This window comes from Saccharicrinis aurantiacus (genome assembly GCF_947489045.1).
GTDB classification, from domain to species: Bacteria; Bacteroidota; Bacteroidia; order Bacteroidales; family Marinilabiliaceae; genus Saccharicrinis; species Saccharicrinis aurantiacus.
Window position 1 is genome coordinate 255,449 of sequence record NZ_CANLCN010000002.1, and the last position, 25,081, is coordinate 280,529.

Sequence of the window (25,081 nt, forward strand, 5' to 3'; positions counted from 1 at the left end):
CTGATAGTAGGGCATGTAGAATTATCTATCCTCAAAAAAAAGGAAAATTATTATTAAAACAAATTCTTGGGTCTATTATTTTACAAATTATCAGTCATTTACGATAATCTTCATTTGTTTCATTAAAAAGGTAGCATTATGATTTTGGGTTACCCCTTTGTATAGTTTATAATCGAACTTTAATTTATTATTAGTATTCTCAACCTCAAAACAAATATTGTTAACCTTTCCTTTACTTTCCTCTTCTAAAATACCTAATTCCAAATCGTGAGTGGCAATCATACCATGCACATTTAATTTCAATAGATGTCTTATTAATTCCATCGATCCGTAGGTTTTATCCTTCGAGTTGGTTCCCTTTAAAATCTCATCTAGAATTACAAAAATTTCATTGCCTGCATATAAGGCATCTATAATAAACTTGAGACGTTTTAACTCAGCAAAGAAGTACGATTCGTGCTTCATGAGATTGTCTGAAGTTCGCATGTTTGTGATAAGGAGCATTGGTTTAAAAACCATTTTCTTAGCACAAACTGTCATACCCGATTGGGCAATTACCCTATTTAAAGCCACCGTTCTTAAAAAAGTACTTTTGCCCGACATATTTGCTCCAGTGATAAGTGCAAAAATAGAGTTGTTAAATGCATAATTATTATCTACTCGCTCTTTTCTATCGATAAGCGGATGACCTAGTTCTTCAACCTCAAAGACTTTACTCGAACTCATTTCAGGAAATATAAAGCCAGGATGATTATACACAAAACCAGCCATAGAATTGTAGGCATCAATTTTATATATTACCTCTAACCATTCATCTAAGGACAAATGGTATTGCTGTATCCATTTCTCAATTTTAAGTACGTATTTTAAATCCCATAAAAGCAATCCATTTAAAATGAAGCCACCAATCATACCAGATCGTTGATCAAATTGTGATAAATCTTTCGTGAAAATCTGAATTACTTCAGCTGCATTTTTACCATCCTTAAAAAGTTGATTTTGAATATTAAGCAAACTCTCCGTTTCAAATTTCTCACTCTGGATTAATTGAGCTAAAATTCCATACTTATTTAATTGTACACATAAAACAGAGAACTTGTTATGCAAGTAATTCACTTTTTTAAAGTAAAACCCTACTATGGATAGATTAACCAATAGCAAAATGCTTATAAGTGATACAAACTTCGCCTCATAAAATGAGGCAATTATCGATGCAAATAATAAAGCCGGTAGAATATAGATGAGAGACTTAAATAAACTCGATTTATCTAAAAATAGATTCTTATAAGCTTTTAAATCTTTTATGACAGAAGCATCCTTTACTTTCTCATCAACAATTTTTCCCTTTCCGTAGAAAGCCTGACGGAAATCGAACTTTTTTGCTAATTCGCTAAAGTTATTCTGATTTTGGCTTATTTCTGAAGCATCTAATTCTTCAGTGGAAATGTGTTTCGCTAAATACTCTTCTCCGCCAATTGTAACGGTTCTATTAATATATTGGAAAAAAGATCCCTTCCCAAACAAATCAATATCATAGGAATAATTGTGCTCTGGATCTAAGAATTGTTTCCCATCATTAAAACAATCCCAGTTGTATTGTTGGGCTTTTATTTCATTCTCGTTTAATTCTTTAATGGCTTCGCACTCACTTTTGCGAGTTTTTAAAGCATTAAATTTCTTTATCAATAGTACGAATAACGAAATACAAATAACTATTGATAAACCTCCTGCCCAAGCTGAAATTGGAAAAAGTAGGATAGGAGCTGCAATTAATAAAATGAAGGTAAGTAACCTAAGCCATGCAATTTGGCCTAGGCTAGTTTTTATTTTTGACAGCTTATTTGTGTATTCTTGTGCCTTACTTTTGTATAGGACTATGAGTTCATCAAATCTTGATTCGACTCTTCTAGTGCTTTCCATACCATGTCTTTTAGTTCAGTAATACCAATATTGGCGACCGAAGATATAAAAGTATATGGAATGTCAGGTAAATCAGTTTTAATTTCTTCCATTAGCTCATCATCAAGCATATCGCACTTTGAAATAGCTAACAAACGTTCTTTATCCAACAATTCAGGATTATAGCACTTTAATTCATTCAATAGAATCTGGTATTCCTTTTGAATATCGTCTGCATCCGCAGGAACCATAAATAGTAATATCGAATTTCGCTCAATATGACGTAAGAATCTTAAACCTAATCCTTTTCCTTCACTAGCTCCCTCAATAATACCAGGGATATCGGCCATAGCAAACGATTTATTATCGCGATAGCCAACAATACCTAAATTAGGCACAAGAGTGGTAAAAGCATAATCTGCAATTTCGGGCTTAGCAGCTGACACAACAGACAATAAGGTTGATTTACCCGCATTTGGGAATCCTACCAAACCAACATCGGCCAATACCTTAAGCTCTAAAACAACTGCTACTTCAGTTAAATCCTGACCCGGTTGCGCATATCTAGGTGTTTGATTGGTTGAGGTTTTAAAATGCATATTTCCTCTTCCGCCTAAGCCACCTTTTACAAGAATAAATTCTTGCTCATCATTGGTAATTTCGCAGATTTGTTCGCCTGTTTCAGCATCTTTGGCAATAGTCCCAAACGGAACATAAATTACCCTATCTTCTCCTTGCGAACCAGAACTTCCTTGGCCACCGCCACTCATACCATGTCCTGCAAATACATGTCGTTTATATTTTAAGTGAAGAAGTGTCCAATGGTTTCTACTTCCACGGATAATAACATGGCCACCACGTCCACCATCACCACCATCAGGTCCACCTTTAGGTTCAAACTTCTCGCGACGCATGTGCATAGATCCTGCACCACCTTTACCTGAACGACAAAAGATTTTTACGTAATCAACAAAATTACTACTGGCCATAATTATTATTTTATAGGTTACTTATGTGAATATATAAATAACCATGAAGTATTAAATACAAAAAGCCACGGTAAGTTACACTACCCGTGGCTTAAAATCAAAAATATCTTTATTACTTAGCTCCTTCGATTGCAACTGAGATAGATTCAAATATTCCATCAACAGAACCAACACCTTGGATTGCTTTGTAAACTTTTTTAGCTTTATAAAAGTCGATAACTGGAGAAGTTTGTGATTCATAAACTGAAATACGCTTCTCAATAGTCTCTAAATTATCATCAGAACGACCTGAAGTTTCTCCACGCTTTAATAAACGCTCTACCAATTCTTCTTTTGGTACCTCAAGGTTAACCATTACTGAAACCTTAGAATTGTGCTCTGCTAATAACTCTTCAAGAGCTTCTGCTTGAGCAACTGTACGAGGAAAACCGTCGAAAATAACACCTTTAGCACCCACTAAAGATTCAATTTTATTATCAATCATTCCAATAATTGTTTCATCAGGTACTAACTCACCTTTATCGATAAAACTTTTTGCAATAGTCCCAAGTTGTGTATGACCGCTTATTTCAGCTCTTAATAAATCTCCGGTAGAGATGTGTGCTAAATTAAACTTTTCAATAATATTCTCACTCTGAGTCCCTTTACCTGACCCTGGAGGGCCAAAAATTACAACATTCAACATATTAGTTAGTATTTATTTTTTATTCTACTACAGTATAAATATCAGCAAGGTTTCTACCATATCCATCATAATCTAAACCATAACCTACGATAAAATCATTTGGTATTTCAAGACCTGTATAATCAATTTTTACATCAACTTTACATGCCTCTGGCTTATATAATAATGTAGCTATTTTTAAATCGGCTACACCATGAGAAAGCATTTGCTTCTGCACCTTTTCAATAGTAAAACCTGTGTCAATAATATCTTCAAGTATTACAACCGTGCGGCCTTCTAAATTTTCGGTTAAACCAATTAACTCCTTAATTTTACCTGTAGAACCAGTACCTTCATACGAGGCCATTTTAACAAAACTAATCTGACAAGGAAAACTCAACTTTTTCATCACATCAGCTGCAAACATAAATGAACCATTTAATATGCAAATTAGCAATGGATCTTTATCCGCTACATCTTCATTTAACCCCTTGGCAATCTTATCAATTGCCTTATCAATCGTCTCAAACGGAATCGACTTTTTAAACTCCCTATCTAATATCTTAATAGTCTCCATCAAACGGCTATTTTATTATTGTGGCGCAAAAGTACAAAAAAATACCTCTGATAAAACAATTTAGTTCTATAACTTGTTAATTTTGCGTCAGTTTAAACTAATTTTTAATTTTTTATAAGAATGCAAGCAGTAGTTAGTATTATTATGGGAAGTACTTCTGATCTTCCAGTTATGGAAAAGGCAGCACAAGTACTAAATGATTTAAAAATTCCTTTTGAAATCAATGCGCTTTCAGCACACAGAACACCTGAAGCTGTTGAAACATTTGCAAAAGGTGCAGAAGAGAGAGGTATTAAAGTAATTATTGCAGCAGCTGGTATGGCAGCACACTTACCTGGAGTTATAGCTTCAATGACTAAACTTCCAATTATTGGTGTGCCAATAAAAGCTTCTTTAGATGGTTTAGATGCCTTATTAGCAATTGTACAGATGCCTCCAGGAATTCCGGTTGCAACAGTAGGTATTAATGGTGCTCAAAATGCAGGTATTTTAGCTGCTCAAATGATTTCATTAGCTGATCGTGAATTAGCTGAAAGATTAGCTGGTTTTAAAGAAGAGCTTAAAACAAAAATTGTTAAAGCTAACCAAGAGCTAAGTACTGTTAAATACGACTTCAAAACAAACTAGTCGGTAATTTTACGATGTTCCAAAATACTTAGAGTTACTCTGAATATTTTGTAAATAGATTTAAAAGAGGTATTTTAAGGTGTAATTAACCTTAAGAATACCTCTTTTTATGTCCAAAAACCTAGCTGCTATTATAATAGTATTGCTATACTCGTGCAATACATTTTGCCAAAATAGCTTACATAATTCTCCTGTATCAAATGCTCTAGCTGGCATTTATTCAACACGCTCTGATGTATGGAGCGCATTTCAGAATCCAGCAGGAAATGCAAACTTTAACAAAGTTAGTTCAGGTATTTCCTATTCTATGCCCTATGGGATTAAAGAATTAAGCTCGCAAAAAATTGCGAGTACTTTACCTACTAAAATTGGAAACATTGGAGCCTCTTATCAATCGTTTGGATTTAGTTTATATAAAGAACAAAATATAAGCTTAAGCTATTCGAAATTAATAACCGAGAAAGTAGCTGCAGGTTTTCAATTGAATTATGCAAACTACCTCAGTTCACAATCAGGGAATGGCGGCCAGCTTTACTCATCAATTGGACTACAATTCCAACCAATAAAGCAACTTAAAATAGGAGCCTCAATTACAAATCCTGAACAAGCAAGCCTAACAATCAATACTGAAGAAGTTCATATTCCATCCTATTATGCTTTAGGTATAAGTTGGCTTGCCTCAGACCAATTTTCATTAAGTTATGAGTTTGATAAACAAAGTGATTATAGGGTAATATCGAAATTTGGATTAGAATATAACTATCAAAACTTTTTATGGTTTAGAGGAGGAATATCAGGCAAACCAATTTTATACAGTTTTGGCTTAGGGCTTAAACTAAAACAATTTATTGTTGATTATGCGGCTAGTTTTCATGAGGCTTTAGGAATGACATCTAGTATTGGCTTAACTTTTAATTGGCATAAAGATGAGTAAAAAAATATTTTGCCTCTTACTATTTAACATACTACTTGTTAGCTATTCTTTCTCTCAATCTCAGAGAAATCCTGAGCAGATTGTTTCAGATTTACTTGAATCAAAATCACAGAATAGTGAACTAATTGGGCCTAACAATCAGGCGTTCGAGGATTTGCTCGATATTATTCACAACCCTATTCAAATCAACAGTGCTAGCAAAGAAGATCTTGATCAACTTATCTTTTTAAGTCCCTTACAAGTTCAGAACTTATTTGATTTCGCACAGAATCAAGGCTCTATAAAAAGTATATATCAACTTCAGGGAGTTAAGGATATGCCAATAGAAACCTTAAAAGTGTTGCAAAATTTCATTCGGTTTGAAGAAGATGAAAGTCAATATTCCTCCCAAAAGTACCTTAAGGGACAACTCATCATGAGAGATATGTTTGATTTAGATAATGCATCAGCATATGGTAATGATAGTATTGCAAGTAAATACTTGGGTGACAAACACCATTTATACTCGCGCCTACAGTTACAATATGGTACGAATTGGTATGCTGGTATAACTTTAGATAAGGATCCTGGAGAAGGAATATTTAAATCACACCCTAATTATATTGACTTTTATTCAGGGCATTTACTTTACTCAGGCAAGAAATGGCTAAAAACTTTTATCGTTGGCGACTACAGTGCAAATATAGGTCAAGGCTTAGCATTATGGACAAGCACTGCAATGGGTAAAAGTGCTGAACCTTTAAATATTAATAAGAGAGGTAAAACCATTTCAAAATATACTTCAGCAAACGAATATAGTTTTTTTAGAGGAGCGGCAGCTACATTCTCTATTAGCGATTTTGAACTTACCATTTTCTCAAATTACAAGAATAGAGATGCTAATATCGAGTTAGACCCTGACGGTAATAAAATAATTAACTCAATGCCTGAAACTGGTTATCACAGAACGGATAGTGAGTTATCAAAAAGAAATAACCTACTCCAAAAAACAATCGGAGCAAATGTAAACTATTATTACAAGGCCTTGAATATTGGTATAGGTGGCTATTACAACGAGTTTGATGCTGATACAATCATACAAAACAACGCTTACAAACTTTTTACAACGCCGAAAGTTAAAATGAGTAATTATTGGCTTAACTATAAATATAGTGTGAATAAACTGCTGCTATTTGGTGAGGTTGCTAGTACCTCTGAATATAATGTAGCGTTGTCGAATGGCTTAATATTTTCACCTCAAAATAATATCTCATTATCTCTACTTCATCGGCACATAAGTAAGAAGTATTATTCACTTTATATAAATTCGTTTAGTGAATATAGCACTCCTGCAGGAGAAAGTGGTATATATTTAGGTATGGTTACTTACCCGTTTAAAAACATTGAACTATCAGGATATTTTGATTTTTTCAAGAGTGAGTGGCTTGAATATCAGACTAGCGCCCCTTCAAACGGGTATGACTATATGATAAATATAAATTACCAATTTACTAGGCAATTTAGTATATACGTGCGCTATAAAGAAAAAGAGAAAGCTAAAAATAATAGAATAGATGACAATCCAACTTTCACTATCCACAACACCAACCAAAAAAAGATAAGATTACATGCGACTTACAATAGTTCCAAGGTATCGAGAATTCAGTTTCGATTTGAGAACTCATTTTATGAGAATAATGATGTTAGTTCAGGCTATTTATCCTATATCGATTATAAACATTCGTGGATTGAAGATAAAATAAGTTTGTGGCTAAGATATACTGTTTTTGATACGGATGATTATTACTCAAGAATATATACCTACGAAAACGACTTATTATATAACTTCTATACACCCGCATTTCAAAACGAAGGAACTCGTATTTATACTCAATTAAGATGGAAAGTAATCCCTCCATTAAGGATTTGGCTAAAATATAGCAAAACATGGTATAGCCATAAAAATGAAATTGGCTCTGGAGATAATACCATTGAAGGCAATTCCAGAACCAATTTAAAAATTCAATTACAGTATATATTTTAGTTTCCTACTTCTGATAGGAATTTAATTCTAACTAATCTAACATTCTCCTCCGAATAGTATTCTTCGCCAAGCTCCTCCAGAGCACTTCCTATATCATCAGATTCTGCATCTTCTTTAAAGTAATCAAAAATATCATCTTTAGTATCTTCATCCATTACCTGATCGATATAATAATCAATATTAACCCTGGTTCCTGAATAAACAATAGATTCCAATTCTGTGATGAACTCCTCCATATCAATACCCTGAGAACTGGCTATATCAGTAAGGTTGATTTGACGATCTATACTTTGAATAATTGAGATTTTATTCTTGGATTTATTAGCCACCGACTTAACAACCAAATCAACAGGACGTTCAATCTCATTATCATCAACATGTTTCTTAATAAGATCAACAAACTCTTTCCCAAAACGTTTGGCTTTACCTGAACCTACACCTGGTATATTATTAAGCTCCTCCAATGATATTGGATAATGTATTGCCATTGCCTCAAGTGATGGATCTTGAAAGATTACAAATGGAGGTAAATTCTTACGTTTTGATATTTTTTTACGTAAATCTTTTAACATGCTTAAAAGTTGAGGATCTACAGATGCAGTGCCTCCGCCCGATTTTTCCTCAATATCTACTGATTCAAAATCATGCTCTTGCGTAATGAAAAAAGAACGCGGTTTTGCTAAAAACTCTTTTCCTAAATCACTTACTTTTAAAATTCCGTAATTCTCTATTTCCTTAACCAATAATCCTGGAACTAGTAATTGACGAATTACTGCATTCCAATACTTCTCATCTTTTTCTTTTCCTGCTCCAAAAAGCTCATGCTCATCGTGCTTATAAGTTTTAATAACAGAGTTAGATTTACCAGCTAAGAATGGAGAAATATAGTCCGCTTTAAAACGCTCTTTCAGTTCAAGAATCGTTTTTATCATCAATGCAACATTATCTTGTCCCTCGTGCTGCTCTTTAGGATGTACACAATTATCACACGTGTCACAACAATCTTCATCATGTTTCTCTCCAAAATAATGAAGTAGTATTTTCCTTCTACAAATTGAAGATTCTGCGTAAGATACCGTTTCTAATAACAACTGCTTACCAATTTCCTGCTCAGCAATAGGCTTCCCTTGCATGAACTTTTCAAGCTTTTGTATATCCTTATAACTATAAAAAGTTATACACCTGCCTTCACCACCATCTCTACCAGCACGACCAGTTTCTTGATAATAGCCCTCTAAACTTTTGGGAATATCGTAATGCATCACCAAACGAACATCTGGTTTATCAATTCCCATCCCAAAAGCAATTGTTGCAACAATAACATCACAATCTTCCATTAAAAAAGCGTCCTGGTTGCCTGCTCTTGTAGCTGCATCCATTCCTGCATGGTAAGGACGCGCCTTAATACCATTTACCTGCAGAACCTCGGCCAATTCCTCAACCTTCTTCCTACTCAAACAGTAAATAATACCCGATTTACCTACATTCTCTTTTAATATCTTGATGATTTGCTTAGTAGCATCTTTCTTCGCTCTTACGTCATAATATAAGTTCGGTCGATTAAAAGATGATTTAAAAACCATACTTTTTACCATCCCAAGACTCTTTTGAATATCACTTTGTACTTTAGGCGTTGCTGTAGCCGTTAAAGCCATTAGAGGTTTTGTACCAATTTCTTCAATTATTGGTCTTATTCTTCTATATTCTGGTCTGAAATCGTGTCCCCATTCAGAAATACAGTGCGCTTCATCAACAGCATAAAATGAAATCTCAACACTCTTTAGAAACTCAATGTTTTCTTCTTTTGTTAAAGATTCAGGTGCAACATATAGCAGCTTTGTTTTACCATCTACAATGTCTTCCTTTACTTTTGTTATTGCCGTTTTTGTTAATGACGAGTTTAAGTAGTGTGCAACAGAATCATCACCACTAATATTTCTAATTGCATCTACTTGATTCTTCATCAAGGCAATAAGGGGAGATATAATAATAGCTGTTCCCGACAATATTAACGATGGCAATTGATAACATAAAGATTTACCTCCACCAGTTGGCATCAATACAAAAGTATCATTACCCTTCAACACATTTTCTATAACTTCTTCTTGGTTCCCCTTAAAAGTATCAAATCCAAAATACCTTTTTAGGTGAGCCGAAAGATCTATTTTCTTTCCCATAACTTCAATTATAAGGCTTCTCTTATTTTTACGTATAACAAGAAAAACGTTACGTAATAACCCTCAAAATAATCAAGGCTAACAAAAATAATTTTTTTTACCTACAAAGCAAGATTTATCAGTAAATTAAGCGTATTTGTAGATTAATTAAGGACTTTTGTCAACTATAAAGCTCCAATAAATAAACACTTTTTTAGAAATTTGATTCGATCAAACCGCTAATAATCCAATTATTGGGATTATAAAATATCAGTGCTATATTCGCACAACATAAAAATACGCTAAAAAGATTAACAAATAACAAAAAACTACATTAAGGATTTTTTAAAATGGCAGAACAAGAAACTAATGAAATGTCTTTTCTTGAACATTTAGAAGAGTTAAGATGGCATATTGTACGTTCATTTATTGCAATTGCGGTAGTTGGTGTTGCTGCATTCTTATACAAAGATATACTATTTGACACCATCATTTTTGGTCCAAGTAATCCCGACTTTTTTACCAATCGATTATTATGCAAAGCTGCTGATTTATATAATTTACCAGCACTTTGTATTAATCAGAGTAAAATCTCTTTTCAGAATATTTTAATGTCAGGTCAGTTTACAACTCACATTAAAGTATCCTTTATTGCAGGATTAGTTGCGGCATTTCCATATGTATTTTGGGAGTTTTGGCGTTTTATAAAACCCGCTCTTTTACAAGAAGAGCAAAAACACTCTAGGGGAGCTATCTTTTTTGCTTCAATTTTATTTTCGGTGGGTATTTTATTTGCATACTATATTATTTGTCCGCTATCCATTCAATTCCTATCTAATTATCAAGTTAGTGATAAGGTAGACAATATTCTAAACTTAGGATCCTACATCTCTACCATCAGTTCAATAGTTTTAGCCGGTGGAGTTATATTTGAGTTACCTATACTTATATATTTCTTAGCTAGAGTAGGAATAGTAACTTCTACCTCACTAAAGAAATACCGTAAACATTCAATTATTGCTAGTTTACTTTTAGCTGCGATAATAACACCGCCTGATGTAATAAGTCAGATATTAGTTTGTGTGCCTTTAATCATTTTATACGAAGCAGGCATAATAATTGCCAAACGTATTGAAAAAAAGCGCGCAAAAGCAGAACTTGAAGTTTATAAATAAACACTAAGCACAAATTAGTTACTTATGTCAGAAGAAAAGTTAGTTCTACATACCGATAAACTGGTTAAAAAATATAAAAACCGTACAGTAGTTAAAGGTACTACAATTAGAGTTGAGCAGGGAGAGATTGTGGGCTTATTGGGACCCAATGGTGCTGGTAAGACAACTAGTTTTTATATGGTTGTAGGCTTAGTTACTCCAAACTCTGGAAATATATATTTAAATGATATAGATATAACCAAAGAACCCGTTTACAAAAGAGCACAGCGCGGTATAGGCTACTTAGCTCAAGAAGCTTCGGTTTTCCGACAACTTAGTGTTGAGGATAACATTAAAGCCGTTCTTGAAATGACCAAGTTTGAAAAAGAATACCAAAAGGAGCGTTTAGAGGAACTCCTAAATGAATTTGGCTTACAAAAAATTAGAAAATCATTAGGTATACAACTATCAGGTGGAGAAAGAAGAAGAACAGAGATTGCAAGAGCTCTAGCCATTAATCCCAAGTTTATTCTTTTAGATGAACCCTTTGCTGGGGTTGATCCAATTGCTGTTGCCGATATACAAGAAATTGTTGCGAAGCTAAAGTATAAAAACATCGGAATTCTTATAACTGATCACAACGTACACGAAACACTTTCAATTACAGATAGAGCTTATTTACAAATTGAAGGTGCCTTATTTAGATCTGGAACAGCGTATGAATTGGCCGAAGATCCGGAAGTAAGAAGACTGTATTTAGGTGACGATTTTGAGTTGAAAAGAAGAACCTTTGACGTAAGTGGTTAATAAAAAGCATATTAAAAAAAATATCATTTTTTTTTGTTTTACGTTTGGAAATTAAAAATAAAATGAGCTATCTTTGCATCGCAAAATTATCGCGGATGTGGCGTAATTGGTAGCCGCGCTAGACTTAGGATCTAGTGCCGAGAGGCGTGGGGGTTCGAGTCCCTTCATCCGCACACAAACAAAATATAAAAACCGTCTTACTTACGATTCGTTCGATAGTTTGACGGTTTTTTTAAATTAAACTAGTTTGTAATTTGTTGCTATTAGTTTAATATAATTGTTTAAAACAAAGCCATACAAATAGTTAAGGCTTTTAATTACTTTTGGTAGTTTAAAAAATCATTGAAAACATGAATATCTCAAAAGAAAACATTGACGATTTAAATGCAGTAGTAAAACTTACTGTTGAGAAAGAAGATTACGAGAACCGTGTAAACGACGTACTTAAAGATTACCGTAAAAAAGCATCTGTTCCAGGTTTCCGTCCAGGAAAAGTACCTATGGGTATGGTTAAAAAGATGTATGGTAACCATGTATTAGCTGAGCAGGTAAATAAAATTGTTTCAGAAGAGATTTCAAAATATTTATACGAAAGCAAATTAAACGTTTTAGGTGAGCCACTTCCAAGTGAAGCACAAGAAACTATTGATTTTGCTACTCAAGAAGCTTTCACTTTTGCTTTTGATGTTGCTTTAGCTCCTGAGTTTGAAGTTAAACTATCTAAAAAAGAAAAGTTACCATATTACACTATTGCTGTAACTGATGAAGTTTTAGAAGCACAAGTAAAAAATGCAACAGGTCGTTTTGCTACAAGTGAGCAAATTGATGCTGCTGATGAAAAATCATTAGTTAAAGGAGATATCATTCAGTTAGATGCTGATGGAAATGTTCTTGAAGAAGGTGTTAAAGCTGAAGATACAATCGTTTCTGTTGATAACTTGAAAACTAAAAAAGCGAAAGGAATCTTTACTGGTTCTAAAGTTGATGACGTTTTAGTATTCAACCCAAAAACATCTTTAAACTCTGCTGATGATGTTGCTTTCTTATTAAAAATAGAAAAAGCAGAAGCTGAGAAAATCAAAGGTGAATTCCAATTCACAGTTAAAGAAATTACAAATTACCAAGAGCCAGAATTAAACCAAGAGTTATTCGACCAAGTTTTAGGTAAAGATGTAGCTACTAACGAAGAGGAGTTTAAAGCTAAAATTAAAGAAGATTTACAAAAATCATTAAGCTTCGAGAGTGATTACAAATTCTCTATCGATGCTAAAGATAAATTAATGGATAAAATTGAAATCTCTCTTCCTGAGGCATTCCTTAAAAGATGGATTTTAACTATTAACGCTGACAACGACCAATTTAAAGCCGAAACAATTGACGAAGATATGCCAAAATATCTTGAAGATTTAAAATGGCAATTAATCAAAAATGAGATCGTTAAAGTTAACGAAATCAAAATTGAAGAAGATGACGTTGTTGAGGTAGCTAAAAAATCAGCTAAAATGCAATTCATGCAATATGGTCTTTCTAATATTCCTGATGAGCACGTTGAGAGCTATGCAAAAGACATGTTAAAGCAAGAAGAACAACGCAGAAACATGACTGAAACTGCAGTTCAAGAAAAAGTGATGGCTTTTATTAAAGAAGCTGTTAAAACAGAAGACAAAGAAGTTAGCAGAGAAGAATTCAACAAATTCTTCGAAAACTAGTAGAAATTCTACATATACCTTTTTGATAATGAGAGTCTCAAATAACATTTGAGGCTCTTTTTTATTAATAAATGTTTAGAAAAGTGTCGTTCAAGAGTAATATTTTATAATTTAGCTTTTTCAGAACATTATTTGAAAAAATATAAAATTATGATAGACCCAAAAGATTTTCAGAAGTATGCCACAAAACACATGGGCATAAACAGTTTAGCACTTGATAAATATACTTCTATTTCGAGCAGTTACATTTCACCAACTATTATTGAAGAGCGTCAGTTAAACGTAGCATCAATGGATGTATTCTCTCGTTTAATGATGGATAGAATCATATTTTTAGGTCTTCCTATCGATGATTATGTAGCTAATATTATTCAGGCGCAGTTATTATATCTTGAGTCGGCAGATCCTTCAAAGGATATTTCAATTTACCTTAACTCTCCGGGCGGAAGTGTTTATGCTGGTTTAGGTATCTACGATACTATGCAGTACATCTCTTCAGATGTTGCTACAATGTGTACAGGAATGGCTGCTTCAATGGCTGCAGTTTTATTAACTGCCGGTGCTGAGGGTAAAAGATCTGCCTTAAAACACTCGCGTGTAATGATTCACCAACCAATGGGTGGAGCACAAGGTCAGGCTTCTGATATTGAAATTACAGCTCGAGAAATTCAAAAATTGAAGAAAGAATTATATACTATTATTTCAAGCCATTCGGGAACTACGCTTAAAAAGGTTGAAAAAGATTCAGATCGTGATTACTGGATGACAGCTGCTGAAGCTAAAGAGTATGGCATGATTGATGAAGTATTAACAAGAGGAGCTAAATAATTTAGTTTTCTACAAAATACAGAAAGCAGGGTGTGATTATTCTCACTCTGCTTTTTTAGCAAGATTAGAAATATGGATAAGTGTTCATTTTGTGGTAGAGAGAGAAAAGATACCAATTTATTAATTGCAGGTATCTCTGGTCATATTTGCGATAGTTGCGTTGAGCAAGCCACAGGTATACTTGATGAAGAACTCAAGAAAAAAGGAGAGTTCAGTGTTGATGAAATTACATTATTAAAACCAATTGAAATTAAAAAGTTTCTCGATCAATATATAATTGGTCAGGATGAAGCTAAAAAGTTTCTTTCGGTTGCTGTATACAATCACTATAAACGATTACAACAAAGATCAACCAAAGATGATATCGAAATTGAAAAATCAAATATCATTTTAGTTGGAGAAACTGGTACTGGAAAAACATTATTGGCAAAAACAATTGCTCGTATGTTACACGTTCCGTTTACCATTGTTGATGCAACAGTTTTAACTGAAGCGGGTTATGTTGGTGAAGATATTGAAAGTATTTTAACACGCCTTTTACAAGCTGCTGATTACAATGTTGAAGCTGCTGAAAAAGGAATTGTATTTATTGATGAGATAGATAAAATTGCTCGTAAAGGAGATAATCCAAGTATCACACGTGATGTATCAGGAGAAGGTGTTCAGCAAGGGCTTTTAAAGCTATTAGAAGGTTCTATAGTTAATGTTCCACCTCAAGGAGGAAGAAAGCATCCTGATCAGAAAATGATTCCGGTTGACACTAAGAATATCCTTTTTGTTTGTGGAGGTGCTTTTGATGGTATTGAACGTAAAATTGGTCATCGCTTAAATACTCAAGTTGTTGGTTATGGTGCAAGTAAAGCTAAAGATAAAGTAGATCAGACTAATTTATTACAATATGTTGCTCCTCAAGATTTAAAATCTTTTGGTTTAATACCTGAAATTATTGGTCGTTTACCTGTTCTTACTTATTTGAATCCTCTTAATAAAGAGATTCTTCGCAGAATTTTAAGAGAGCCTAAAAACTCAATTATCAAACAGTACGAGAAGCTTTTTGATATAGATGGTATTACATTAAATTTCGATGATGAAACATTAGATTACATTGTTGATAAAGCCGTTGAGTTTAAGCTAGGTGCTCGTGGTTTACGCTCTATTTGCGAAACTATTATGATGGACATGATGTTTGAAGCGCCATCGAAAGACAATAAGGAAATTATAATTTCGCTAGATTATGCGAAAGAGAGAATTGACAAAGAAAGTTTAGCTCGTTTAAAAGCGGTCTAAAACATCCAAAATAAAAAAAGGGAGCTCAATTGGCTCCCTTTTTTGTTAATAATTTATCCCTTTTTAAAAGGTCGAATTAATATTCTTAAAGACTGATCTCGACTAAAATAGCCCTGTGCCCAATTAATAAAAATAAACAATCGGTTTTTCACCCCAACAATGGCCATAAGGTGAACTACCAACCACAGAAACCAAGCGATAGTTCCTGAAAAGCTGAAACCAGGCAAATCAACAACGGCCATATTTCGTCCAATTGTAGCCATTGATCCTTTATCCTTATATTCGAAAGGAGTATCTTGTTCTTTTATAAGATTTTTTGCTAATAACATAGCCTGCTGTATAGCTACTTGTGCGACCTGAGGATGTCCATTAGGCCATTTTTCTGTTTCCATAGAACAGATATCCCCAACGGCATATATATCCTTAAGACCAATTATCTGATTATTACGATCTACTTTAAGTCGTGTACCTCTTACATAAACTTCTTCAGGCAAACCCACTAATTTTTTACCACCAACACCAGCAGTCCACACTAAATTTTGAACTTTAAAAGTAGTCCCATCAGCCAAGGTCATATCATCACCATCATAATCTTTTATCATGGTATTTAAATGGACCTCTACACCCATCTTTTCAAGGAATCTTAAAGCATCTGCAGAAGCCTTTTCACTCATTACATGCAATAGGCGAGGGGCCGCTTCGTACAAACGGATTTTCATTCTACTGAAATCTAATTCAGGATAATCTTTTTGTAAAACAAAATTTTTGATCTCAGCAATGGCACCTGATAACTCTACGCCAGTGGGGCCGCCACCAACTACAACTACAGAAAGTAATTTCGATTGCTCTTTTTTATCATCCGTTAAAATAGCGGCCTCAAAACTTTCGAGAATCCTATTTCTAAGATTAATGGCTTGAGCTGTAGTTTTCATTGAAATACTATGCTCCTCAATATTTTTATTGCCAAAATAATTGGTATCAACTCCCGTTGCAATTACTAATCTATCATAGCTTAAAACGCCCGATTTTGTAACTATTACTTTTTCTTCGTGCTTAATCTCTAAAAGTTCCGTTGATCTAAAGTGAAGATTAGAGTGGTCTTGAAATACTTTTCGAACGGGAAAGGAAATGTTACTCGGCTCAAGGCCTGAAGTAGCAACTTGGTAAAACAATGGTTGAAACTGATGAAAATTTCGTTTATCAATAACAACAACTTGATATTTAGAGGCTGATAATTTTCTGGCTAATTTTAATCCAGCAAACCCTGCTCCAATAATAATGATACGTTCTTTACCATTTTTTGGTAAGTTAAATGTGTTCTCCATCCTTAGTAATAATAGGTCAATAATTCCCGATAAAAACAATAAAACCTCCAATTAAAGAAATTGTTCGTTAATTAAATTACAAACTCTTTATTTTAAGAATTTTTAAAGTAATTGACCCTAAAAACCAGATATTAACATCCCACTTAACATTAATTTTTTAGTGTGGTAAATACCTTCTGATTCTCTTTAGAACCGTACTCGTCAATAATGGTAATTGTATTCCAGCCATTGTTAAAGCGAACAGCCATTTTATGATCGCCATGGGTTTCACCTAAATAGTGCTCGTTCAAATACCAATATATTTTTACATTCTGATTACTATGCACGGCTTTACAGACCACTGATTGCATTTCACCATTAAAGTCTCTTGGTAAAAATAGCTTCGCATTAAGGTTTGGATAAATAAACTTTAATGACTGTTCTGTAGAGTAGGCTGAACATTTTGGATAATGACTTACGTGAGGCGGAATATATTTTCCCTTTTTTCGCAGATAATAAGCAATATCTGGAGGGTAATTAGTTGTGGCTACTCGCAAACTACCTACTTTATCCCAGCAATGAGAACAACATTGATACTTTTTATCCTCTGAAAAATATTTAAACTGGTGATAATCGCAGGTTCTTAAAGGTTTCATTTCTTCAGGAACAAAGAGCGTATCCACCTCTGTGCATGCCTCTGTGGCACGGAAACCTGATAAGGCACAAACACGCATAAGCTTGTAATCCATCTCATTTTTCTCAAACCATTTTTCTGACGATTTGTATGGTAAAGCTTGTAAAACATCAAATAGAATAGGTCCGGCTGTTTGGGCTCCACCGATATTCTTATTTCCATCGCCATTAAAATTACCGCACCAAACTGCAATAGTATAATCTGGTGTAAGACCAACTGCCCAAGCATCTTTATGACCAAAACTAGTCCCTGTTTTCCAAGCAATTGGTCGAGAACTATTAAAGCGTTTCCAGAAATACTCACTTCCAGGACGTTTTAAATCCTTAAGCATATCTAACGTTAAGCTGCAACTACCATTACTAATGAGTTGCGCACTGGATTGTTCTGCTTGCTGACCTTGCAACATATAATTCTCAGTAAACACACCATTATTTGCTAAACCACGATATAAGGCAACCATATCCCACATTTTAACTTCAGCTCCTCCAAGAATAATAGGCAAGCCATATTCATCAGAAGAACGAAATAAAGTACTTACACCCGCCAACTTAAGGAAGCTATAAAATTGATATACCCCATAATAATTGAGTAAGCGTACGGCAGGAATATTTAAGGACTTTACAAGTGATTCATGCGCTGTTGCCACACCTTGATATTCGCGATTGGCATTTCTGGGAGAGAAGCCATCGAAATAAGTGGGCAAATCGCGTATATAGCTTTGCGGTAATATAATTCCCTCATCAATACTAAGCGCATACAAAAAAGGCTTTAATATTGATCCTGAAGATCGTGGTGCAATAACTCCATCTACCTGACCATTGTGTTGGTAATCGAAAAAATCAGGTGAACCAACATAAGCTTTTATTGCACCAGTTTTGGTATCGGCAACTAAAATAGAAAGGTTATTTACATCGTAAGAAGCATAAATCTGCTTATACCTTGTGGCCAACTGATTGCATTGCTTTTGAATTTTTGCATCAATAGTAGTACTTAAAATCCATTTATTAGGATGGTCGGATTTTAATTGACGGGCTAGGTGAGGAGCGTGAGATTGAAAAGGAATAAAACGATCTGGCACCTCCTCTAAGAGTGCCAAATTATAGTTTTGCTCGGTAATGTATTCCTTATCAAACATCTTTTTTAATAGGCGATTGCGCTTATTGCGTAAGGATTGGTCAGTACTTGAAGGATAAATAATACCGGGTGCATTGGGCAGCACTGCCAATGTAGCTGCCTGTCCCCATGTTAGCATATCAGCATCTTTATCATAAAACTTAAATGCTGCAGTTCGGTACCCAATAACATTGCCACCATAGGGCGCATGATCAAGGTACATCTTTAAAAGTTCTTGTTTTGAAAAGTGTAGATTAAGCTTTATGGCAAATAATATTTCATACACTTTATTAAGGTATGTCCGCTTCTTTGGCCTCGACATACGAGCTATTTGCATTGGTATAGTACTAGCTCCACTAATAACTCTTCCGCTTTTTATGTTTTGCCAGGTGGCCCGTAAAATAGCACCAACATTAATTCCCCAATGCGTGTAGAAATCCTCATCCTCAAAAGCAATAACAGCTGCTTTTAATTTTTCAGGAACAAGCATGGTATCCGGCGGAAAATACCACTGCTCATTATCATTAATAAAAACATGTAAAAGGCTACCATCTTCCGCTTTAACAGCGGTACTATACTCCTCTTTAAATATGGATGAAGAGAATGGTATCAATAGGTATAAAAAAAAGATAGTTGGGCATAAAACACCCAACCACCTTATTATTAATCGTCTATTTAAATGATTCAACATGCACTTTAACACCTTCAGTTGTTGCTTTAAAATCATTATTATACATCGCTTCTGTTAATGTGGCCGGCAATGCAAACTCACCTGCATGAATACAATTTAACTTAACCACAAAATCGAGCGTCTTTTTATCTTTTAAATCGAAAAACCACATCACTCTATCGTCTCTTATGTCCAAGTAATCTTCTTTATTTATATTCCAATTACGAACCCAAGATGGTAATAAAGTACCATTCAATCGGTTATTTTCAATAGCCCATCCCGAAGGAATTAATTGCACTAAGGCCAACTCATTTACCGAGCTAACAGCACTGGTATTTTGAACACTAAAACGGCCATAAAACACAGCTCCTTGTTTTAGTTTTTGAGGATTGATTTCAGCACCATTTTCATTATACCATTTCACCTCAAGTTTAAGGTTCTTTGCACTGGCAATTATTTCGTCCTCAAACGGAACTCCATTCCATGATAAGGAAGCATAAGCCTGATCAAGTTCGGAACCATCGGCTAACTCCACTTTCAAAGGTTTCCCGAAGTTATCAGGTATTTTTACAGAGTAACTTCCAGCTTTACTAAAGCTCATCTCCTTTCCATTTGCCAATGTAATACTTCCTTTTAATATCTGCCCATTACCTGCATCGATACCTACAGCCTTAAAATACTTACCTAAAGACAGTAACATGTAACCCGAACTTTGCGTGCTCAAATAATCTAATGTTGATAACTTTTTCGTGATAGTTTTAGCTACCAATTCGGCATCATTCATTTTATTCATCAGTGTAGCACAATACAAAATAATGGCGTCATCACGATGCTGTGATCCATAACTATATGAGTTCGGTTTATAAACTTCTAATACATCATCTGCACTAGCTAAAATTTGCTGAGGAATATCCTTATTTCCATATAAATGATATGCCGTAGCTAACATCCACTTTTGAGTTCGAGTCATTTTGCTGAGCTCATTTTCCATAAGAAGATTCATTTCAGACATCACCGTTTTATCGGCTAAAGCCAAGATGAATACGCGATTAACACGAGTCATTAAATTACCGGTATGGCGTTTAGCATATTTTTGCAGACTCTCTACTCCACTATTATATAAATGGTTCGGTACTGCATAACCCATCTTCTTGGCCTCTACCAAAAAGTGAGTAACATAATTGGTTCCCCAAAATGAAATCGATGTTCCTCCTGGCCAATACGAAAATCCTCCGTTAGAAAGACTAAAGCTTTGAAGACGATTGATACCTTCATTTATGTTGGTGTCTATATCTTTCATCTCATCTGCATTGAAATATCCCATCGACTTTAGCATTAGCTGCGGGAATACGGCAGAAGTTGTTTGTTCTACACATCCGTAAGGATAACGAATTAGCCACTTCAATCGATGGTTAAAATCCATATTAGGAAAAACGCTTAAGTCTAATGAGGCATTATTAGTTCCTTCCATACCAACTTTAGGTACGTTAAATTCAACCTGACTGCCCTTGGTAATTTTATGTGTTTCCTTATCGTAGATGCGAGTGGCACTTGGTACAACCTTAATATTAGTTTCACTCTCAACCTGAATTGTTCCGGATTGACCTTTAATTAAAATTTTAGCTTGACCAACAGCCTTTTTTACACGTACTTTAAACTCAATATCAGCTTCTGAAGCTTGCGAGAAATCAGTAGTATATTTATTACTACCGATTATTTCTAGCGGTCCTTCTGTTGTAATTGTAAAATCAGCTTGAGTTATTTTCTTATTCATATTGAATAAGGCCACCGGCAAAATAAATTCATCGCCCGGATTAAGAACTCGTGGAATACTTGGCTGCATAATAATATCAGATCGAACCGGAATGGTTTTATCGGCACTACCAAAACTACTATTCTGCGAACCCACAACCATTACACGAACCGCTCCGTTATAATTTGGCATATGAAAAGAAACTCTTGCCTTACCATTACTATCAGTCTTTATTGGCCCCTTGAACATACTAACTGGTTCAAAACGTTTTTTACCATCAATCGGGTCAACCTGCGACTCGCGGTAATCCAATTCTTCGGCACCACCAATTGAAAAAGTTTGGAATACATCGGCTTTATTAGCACTGATTACTTGCGAGAAGATATCGTAACTCTGCACAAAAAGACCAATCTTTTTATAAAACTCTCGCCAAGGACTCGGCGTTCGGAATTGGGTTAAACTCAATAATCCCTCATCAACAACGGCAATTGTAAACTGCGATTGCTTTCCGTTTTCTGTACTTATATCAATTGTGAAATCCTCATTTGGCACTAGGTTTTCCTTTGTTTTAATCAAATAATTTAACTTGGTATTCTCATCCTCAACATACAAGGGGATTATACCAAACATACGTATTGGTCTATCATTAATGGTTTGATCATGCGGCTGCAGAACAGAAACTGTTACATATACATTTGGCAGCATATTATTGTTAAGCGGTATATCAATAATCAAATTATCATCGCTCGTTTTTGAAGGATCAACCCAAAACCAATCTAACATTTTATTGCCCTGTTCTAAGGTAACTAATATGTTACCTCGCTTTGGATTAGGCAGTTTAATTTTGGCCGTTTCGTTGGGGCTGTATTTATCCTTATCAGCTTTTAAAGCTAAGGAACCTTCGTTACTATCGCTGCTACCCGAACTTCCATATCGATAAGCACTAAAGAACATCGCTGCTGAATGTCCGTTACCACCATCGCTCACCTCAATTAAATACTCACCATTTTCTGAAGGCTCAAAATTAATGTAAGCCACTCCATCCTCAGATGTAACTGCACCCTCTGTTTCAAGGTAAGTTTGGTTATCCTCTTTATATTTTAATCGATAACTGTTACGACTATCATACTGATACCACCAACGCTTATCGTTTCGATAAACTTTGTATTGGAGGGCTTTTCCTTCAACAGGTTCCCCTTTTATATTAAGCAAAACAACTGGAAATTTTACCGTTGCTCCGGTTTTATAATAACCGTAACCGCTAGGATCTTTTATCCCAACATAATTGGGATATACATGCATTTTGGCAAAATTCCACCCTTCGTTAGGTTGCCCGCCTTTCTCTAATACTTTTGCAGATATTTTTAGCTTTAAAGCTGATGGAACTTGCCCTAGTGGTGGCACAAACCATGAAGTATTCAGGTTTCCTTCAGCATCTAATTCTGATTTTAATACGCTATGTGTACTGGCATTAAAATCTGCATCTTCACGTGTAAACGAAAACTCTTTATACTTAGGAAATTTCATTTCGTAAGGCAATACTTCAATTGTTGCCTCTGCTTTTAAATTAGAGGCAGGCGCACCAAAAAGGTATTTGGCTCGTATATCAAAATCAATCAGTTTATCAGTCCATATAAACTGTCGCTTACTAGGCTCAACAGAAACCTTTAGCTGCTCAGCAACTACAGTTTCAATCTTTAGTTCTTTATGAAAATTTGAACCGCCAGCATTAATCCTAACATTGTACGACCCTGTTGGTGCATTATCTTCGGTTTTAAAATTAAAAACATACATACCATCCACTCCATTTATTTCGGTATGTTCAAAAACAGTATTGTATTGTGGGTCACGAATTGTAATGCTAACGGGATGATTACGTGGGAAAGTGAAATCGTTATTTTTAGCGATAAAAGATATATTAATTGAATCACCAGGTCGGTAAACACCGCGCTCCATATAAATGAAACCTTTGGTATTATTTCTGCTTGAATGCACGCCTCCGATATTAAAGCCAGAGTTACTCCAAGCCATTTCGCTTTTATTCAAAAAGGTTAATTGATTCTTGTATTCAGCTTTTACATAATAATAGTAATTATTATTGCTAAAAGAAGCCACTCCTGAGCTATTCGTGGTAGCACTTGTTTCAACCCTTCCGCTCCAATTAAGCAGTGATACACGCACACCCGATAAAGGTTTACCCGTGATAATATCAGTTACAAACACCTTGGCTCCGTTTTCGGTATGTTTAACTGTCATACCCAAATCACTTAAGAAAACTGGTTTATAAATCTGACCTTTTTGCGAAACATAATGCAACAAATCCTCTTCAGGGGTTTTCATCATATCTTCGGGTGTATAATTAATTCGGATTAGAAATAATCCGTCATCATACTTCTCAAACAGCTCTGTTAAATCAAACTCATTTAATAGCCATTCGTTTTGCGTTGCGCCTATTTCAATGGTTTTACTTTTAACAATTACCCCTACATTACTCTCGTAATTATTTGTAAAACCATTATTACGAGTACGTGAACTTTGTAATTGTTGCGACCTTGCAAAGTCAGAAACCCTATCGGTAAATACTTTTTTTACCTGAAGGTGAACGCGGCTAATATTACTAGTGTAGAACTGTATTTTCTTATTATTAGAGCTTGGAAGGATAATTCCGTTTGAAGCAAATTCAAGTTGAGGTGGAATATCTTTAAAAGCTACTTCTTTTACTACTTTATCTTGTGTTTTAGTGCCCCACCTGCTACTAATTCCTTTATTTATGGTAATGGTATACTTTGTTCCGAACTTAAAGTTACCATCTAAAATAGCAGTCTTCCCAAGCTTTTTAACACTAAACTCAAGTGATGGCTTAACTGAAATTAAACCTTCAATGTTTTGCTCCATATTTAAGTCATCAGAAAATACAACCCTTACTCTTGGGTTGCGACCGTCTTCATCAACCTTGAAGCTATTTGCTTCCATACTTTTTAAGGGAGAAACTACAAATGATTCAGTATAATCGTGCTCTAGCTCTAGCGCTTCTTTGCGTATTTCAAATTTAAAATCCTGACTTTTATCGGAACGTATAATCTCACTAGTAGTAAACTGAAAGTTATAATCATCAACTTGGCTCCATACAATTGTTGCCTTACCTCCTTTTATTTTAGCAGCTTTTTCAATAGCTTCTAGTTTCGTTTTCTCAGAGAATACTATTTTCCCTCTATATACTAACTCCTTAGGACTATTATTATTTTTCAATTCTAAAGATCCATTGAAAGAACTAATATCTCTTCCCAAAATATTAAATGCAAAGTCTAAGTCATCTACTTCTTTTGTTTTATACTTTTCTGATAACTTTTTAAAATGCAATGTACCGAGATAATTGGTAAGCAATGCCAAAGGTTTCTCTGGAACAAACTGAAGAACAGAGTTGCTTTTCCAAATGGCTTGCCCTTGAATTGAAGGGGAAAAACTAATGGCTTCCTTTACTGCCTTACCAACCTGGCTATCATCAACAATTGCATTATTAAAAATAACCATAATACTTTCGTCAAAATGAATATCTCCACTAGTTACAAAGCTTACTTCTTTGGCTTGTTCTTCTGAGTATGTTACTGCAACATCAGGCTTATCTTTTGTTCCTTTTTTGTGGTTACATGCTGATACTATAAGGCTTATTAATAATAATAAACTCCAACTTCTTAATGAATTCTTAATCATAACTGTTATGGGAATATTTGTTTGAGATAATTTGACAAAAATAACTAATATTATTATATAATTATGATGATTAAGAAATTAGAATAGAAAGAAAATTATAGGTATAAAAAAAGCACCTACAAACTTAATTGTAAGTGCTTTTATCCTGTGAGTCTACATTGATACATCAGGTAGTATAAAAT

The 25,081-nt window shown here is 34.5% G+C and carries 16 protein-coding genes and 1 tRNA gene; 9 read left to right on the forward strand and 8 right to left on the reverse strand.

Annotation, left to right across the window (positions count from 1 at the left end; genetic code table 11):
* Nucleotides 1-90: 90 nt before the first annotated feature.
* The 4 genes from QMO11_RS04230 to hpt all read right to left on the reverse strand — a co-directional run bounded on the left by QMO11_RS04230 (nucleotide 91) and on the right by hpt (nucleotide 4,129).
* The gene (locus tag QMO11_RS04230) at nucleotides 91-1,920 is read right to left on the reverse strand and encodes a MutS-related protein (RefSeq protein ID WP_282036174.1); all 1,830 of its coding nucleotides are present in this window, start codon (nucleotides 1,918-1,920) and stop codon (nucleotides 91-93) included.
* Entirely contained in the window at nucleotides 1,875-2,888 is a 1,014-nt protein-coding gene (gene obgE / locus QMO11_RS04235) for a GTPase ObgE (RefSeq protein ID WP_075603220.1), read from the reverse strand. Before obgE ends, QMO11_RS04230 begins: the two co-directional genes overlap by 46 nt.
* 112 nt (nucleotides 2,889-3,000) lie before the next feature.
* Nucleotides 3,001-3,573: an adenylate kinase gene (locus tag QMO11_RS04240; RefSeq protein ID WP_282036175.1), complete on the reverse strand. Its 573-nt coding sequence runs from the start codon at nucleotides 3,571-3,573 to the stop codon at nucleotides 3,001-3,003.
* Nucleotides 3,574-3,592: 19 nt separating this feature from the next.
* Nucleotides 3,593-4,129 (reverse strand): hypoxanthine phosphoribosyltransferase, encoded by a 537-nt coding sequence (gene hpt, locus QMO11_RS04245; RefSeq protein WP_075603218.1) that lies wholly within the window; start codon nucleotides 4,127-4,129, stop codon nucleotides 3,593-3,595.
* A gap of 120 nt (nucleotides 4,130-4,249) precedes the next feature.
* On the opposite strand from hpt, the gene purE reads away from it, so the two are divergent.
* The 3 genes from purE to QMO11_RS04260 all read left to right on the forward strand — a co-directional run bounded on the left by purE (nucleotide 4,250) and on the right by QMO11_RS04260 (nucleotide 7,713).
* Nucleotides 4,250-4,756 (forward strand): 5-(carboxyamino)imidazole ribonucleotide mutase, encoded by a 507-nt coding sequence (gene purE, locus QMO11_RS04250; protein WP_075603217.1) that lies wholly within the window; start codon nucleotides 4,250-4,252, stop codon nucleotides 4,754-4,756.
* Between the two features lie 109 nt (nucleotides 4,757-4,865).
* Nucleotides 4,866-5,690 (forward strand): PorV/PorQ family protein, encoded by an 825-nt coding sequence (locus tag QMO11_RS04255; RefSeq protein ID WP_282036176.1) that lies wholly within the window; start codon nucleotides 4,866-4,868, stop codon nucleotides 5,688-5,690.
* Entirely contained in the window at nucleotides 5,683-7,713 is a 2,031-nt protein-coding gene (locus QMO11_RS04260) for a ComEA family DNA-binding protein (RefSeq protein WP_282036177.1), read from the forward strand. Before QMO11_RS04255 ends, QMO11_RS04260 begins: the two co-directional genes overlap by 8 nt.
* Here the strand turns inward: QMO11_RS04260 and recQ are convergent.
* Nucleotides 7,710-9,890 carry a DNA helicase RecQ gene (recQ, locus tag QMO11_RS04265; protein WP_075603214.1) on the reverse strand — a complete coding sequence of 727 codons (2,181 nt, stop codon included), beginning with the start codon at nucleotides 9,888-9,890 and terminating at the stop codon, nucleotides 7,710-7,712. The two genes, QMO11_RS04260 and recQ, sit on opposite strands and share 4 nt — an antisense overlap.
* A 329-nt stretch (nucleotides 9,891-10,219) precedes the next feature.
* On the opposite strand from recQ, the gene tatC reads away from it, so the two are divergent.
* The 6 genes from tatC (at nucleotide 10,220) to clpX (ending at nucleotide 15,654) form a co-directional block, all read left to right on the forward strand.
* Entirely contained in the window at nucleotides 10,220-11,044 is an 825-nt protein-coding gene (tatC, locus tag QMO11_RS04270) for a twin-arginine translocase subunit TatC (RefSeq protein WP_282036178.1), read from the forward strand.
* A 24-nt stretch (nucleotides 11,045-11,068) separates the two neighbouring features.
* On the forward strand, nucleotides 11,069-11,830 hold the full coding sequence (lptB, locus tag QMO11_RS04275) for an LPS export ABC transporter ATP-binding protein (protein ID WP_075603212.1): 762 nt from the start codon (nucleotides 11,069-11,071) through the stop codon (nucleotides 11,828-11,830).
* A gap of 91 nt (nucleotides 11,831-11,921) precedes the next feature.
* Nucleotides 11,922-12,003: transfer RNA gene (locus tag QMO11_RS04280), tRNA-Leu, on the forward strand.
* A gap of 177 nt (nucleotides 12,004-12,180) precedes the next feature.
* Complete coding sequence (tig, locus tag QMO11_RS04285) at nucleotides 12,181-13,539, forward strand: trigger factor (protein WP_075603211.1); 1,359 nt, start codon at nucleotides 12,181-12,183, stop codon at nucleotides 13,537-13,539.
* A gap of 150 nt (nucleotides 13,540-13,689) precedes the next feature.
* Complete coding sequence (gene clpP / locus QMO11_RS04290) at nucleotides 13,690-14,367, forward strand: ATP-dependent Clp endopeptidase proteolytic subunit ClpP (RefSeq protein ID WP_075603210.1); 678 nt, start codon at nucleotides 13,690-13,692, stop codon at nucleotides 14,365-14,367.
* A 72-nt stretch (nucleotides 14,368-14,439) separates the two neighbouring features.
* On the forward strand, nucleotides 14,440-15,654 hold the full coding sequence (clpX, locus tag QMO11_RS04295; RefSeq protein WP_282036179.1) for an ATP-dependent Clp protease ATP-binding subunit ClpX: 1,215 nt from the start codon (nucleotides 14,440-14,442) through the stop codon (nucleotides 15,652-15,654).
* Between the two features lie 53 nt (nucleotides 15,655-15,707).
* Here clpX and QMO11_RS04300 read toward each other — a convergent pair whose 3' ends face one another.
* From QMO11_RS04300 to QMO11_RS04310, 3 genes are all read right to left on the reverse strand, one after another.
* Nucleotides 15,708-16,979: an NAD(P)/FAD-dependent oxidoreductase gene (locus QMO11_RS04300; RefSeq protein WP_282036180.1), complete on the reverse strand. Its 1,272-nt coding sequence runs from the start codon at nucleotides 16,977-16,979 to the stop codon at nucleotides 15,708-15,710.
* Between the two features lie 149 nt (nucleotides 16,980-17,128).
* On the reverse strand, nucleotides 17,129-19,456 hold the full coding sequence (gene pbpC, locus QMO11_RS04305) for a penicillin-binding protein 1C (RefSeq protein ID WP_282036181.1): 2,328 nt from the start codon (nucleotides 19,454-19,456) through the stop codon (nucleotides 17,129-17,131).
* Nucleotides 19,437-24,899, reverse strand: coding sequence for an alpha-2-macroglobulin family protein (locus QMO11_RS04310; protein ID WP_282036182.1), 5,463 nt, complete (start codon nucleotides 24,897-24,899; stop codon nucleotides 19,437-19,439). The genes pbpC and QMO11_RS04310 overlap by 20 nt, the downstream gene beginning before the upstream one ends.
* Nucleotides 24,900-25,081: the final 182 nt, after the last annotated feature.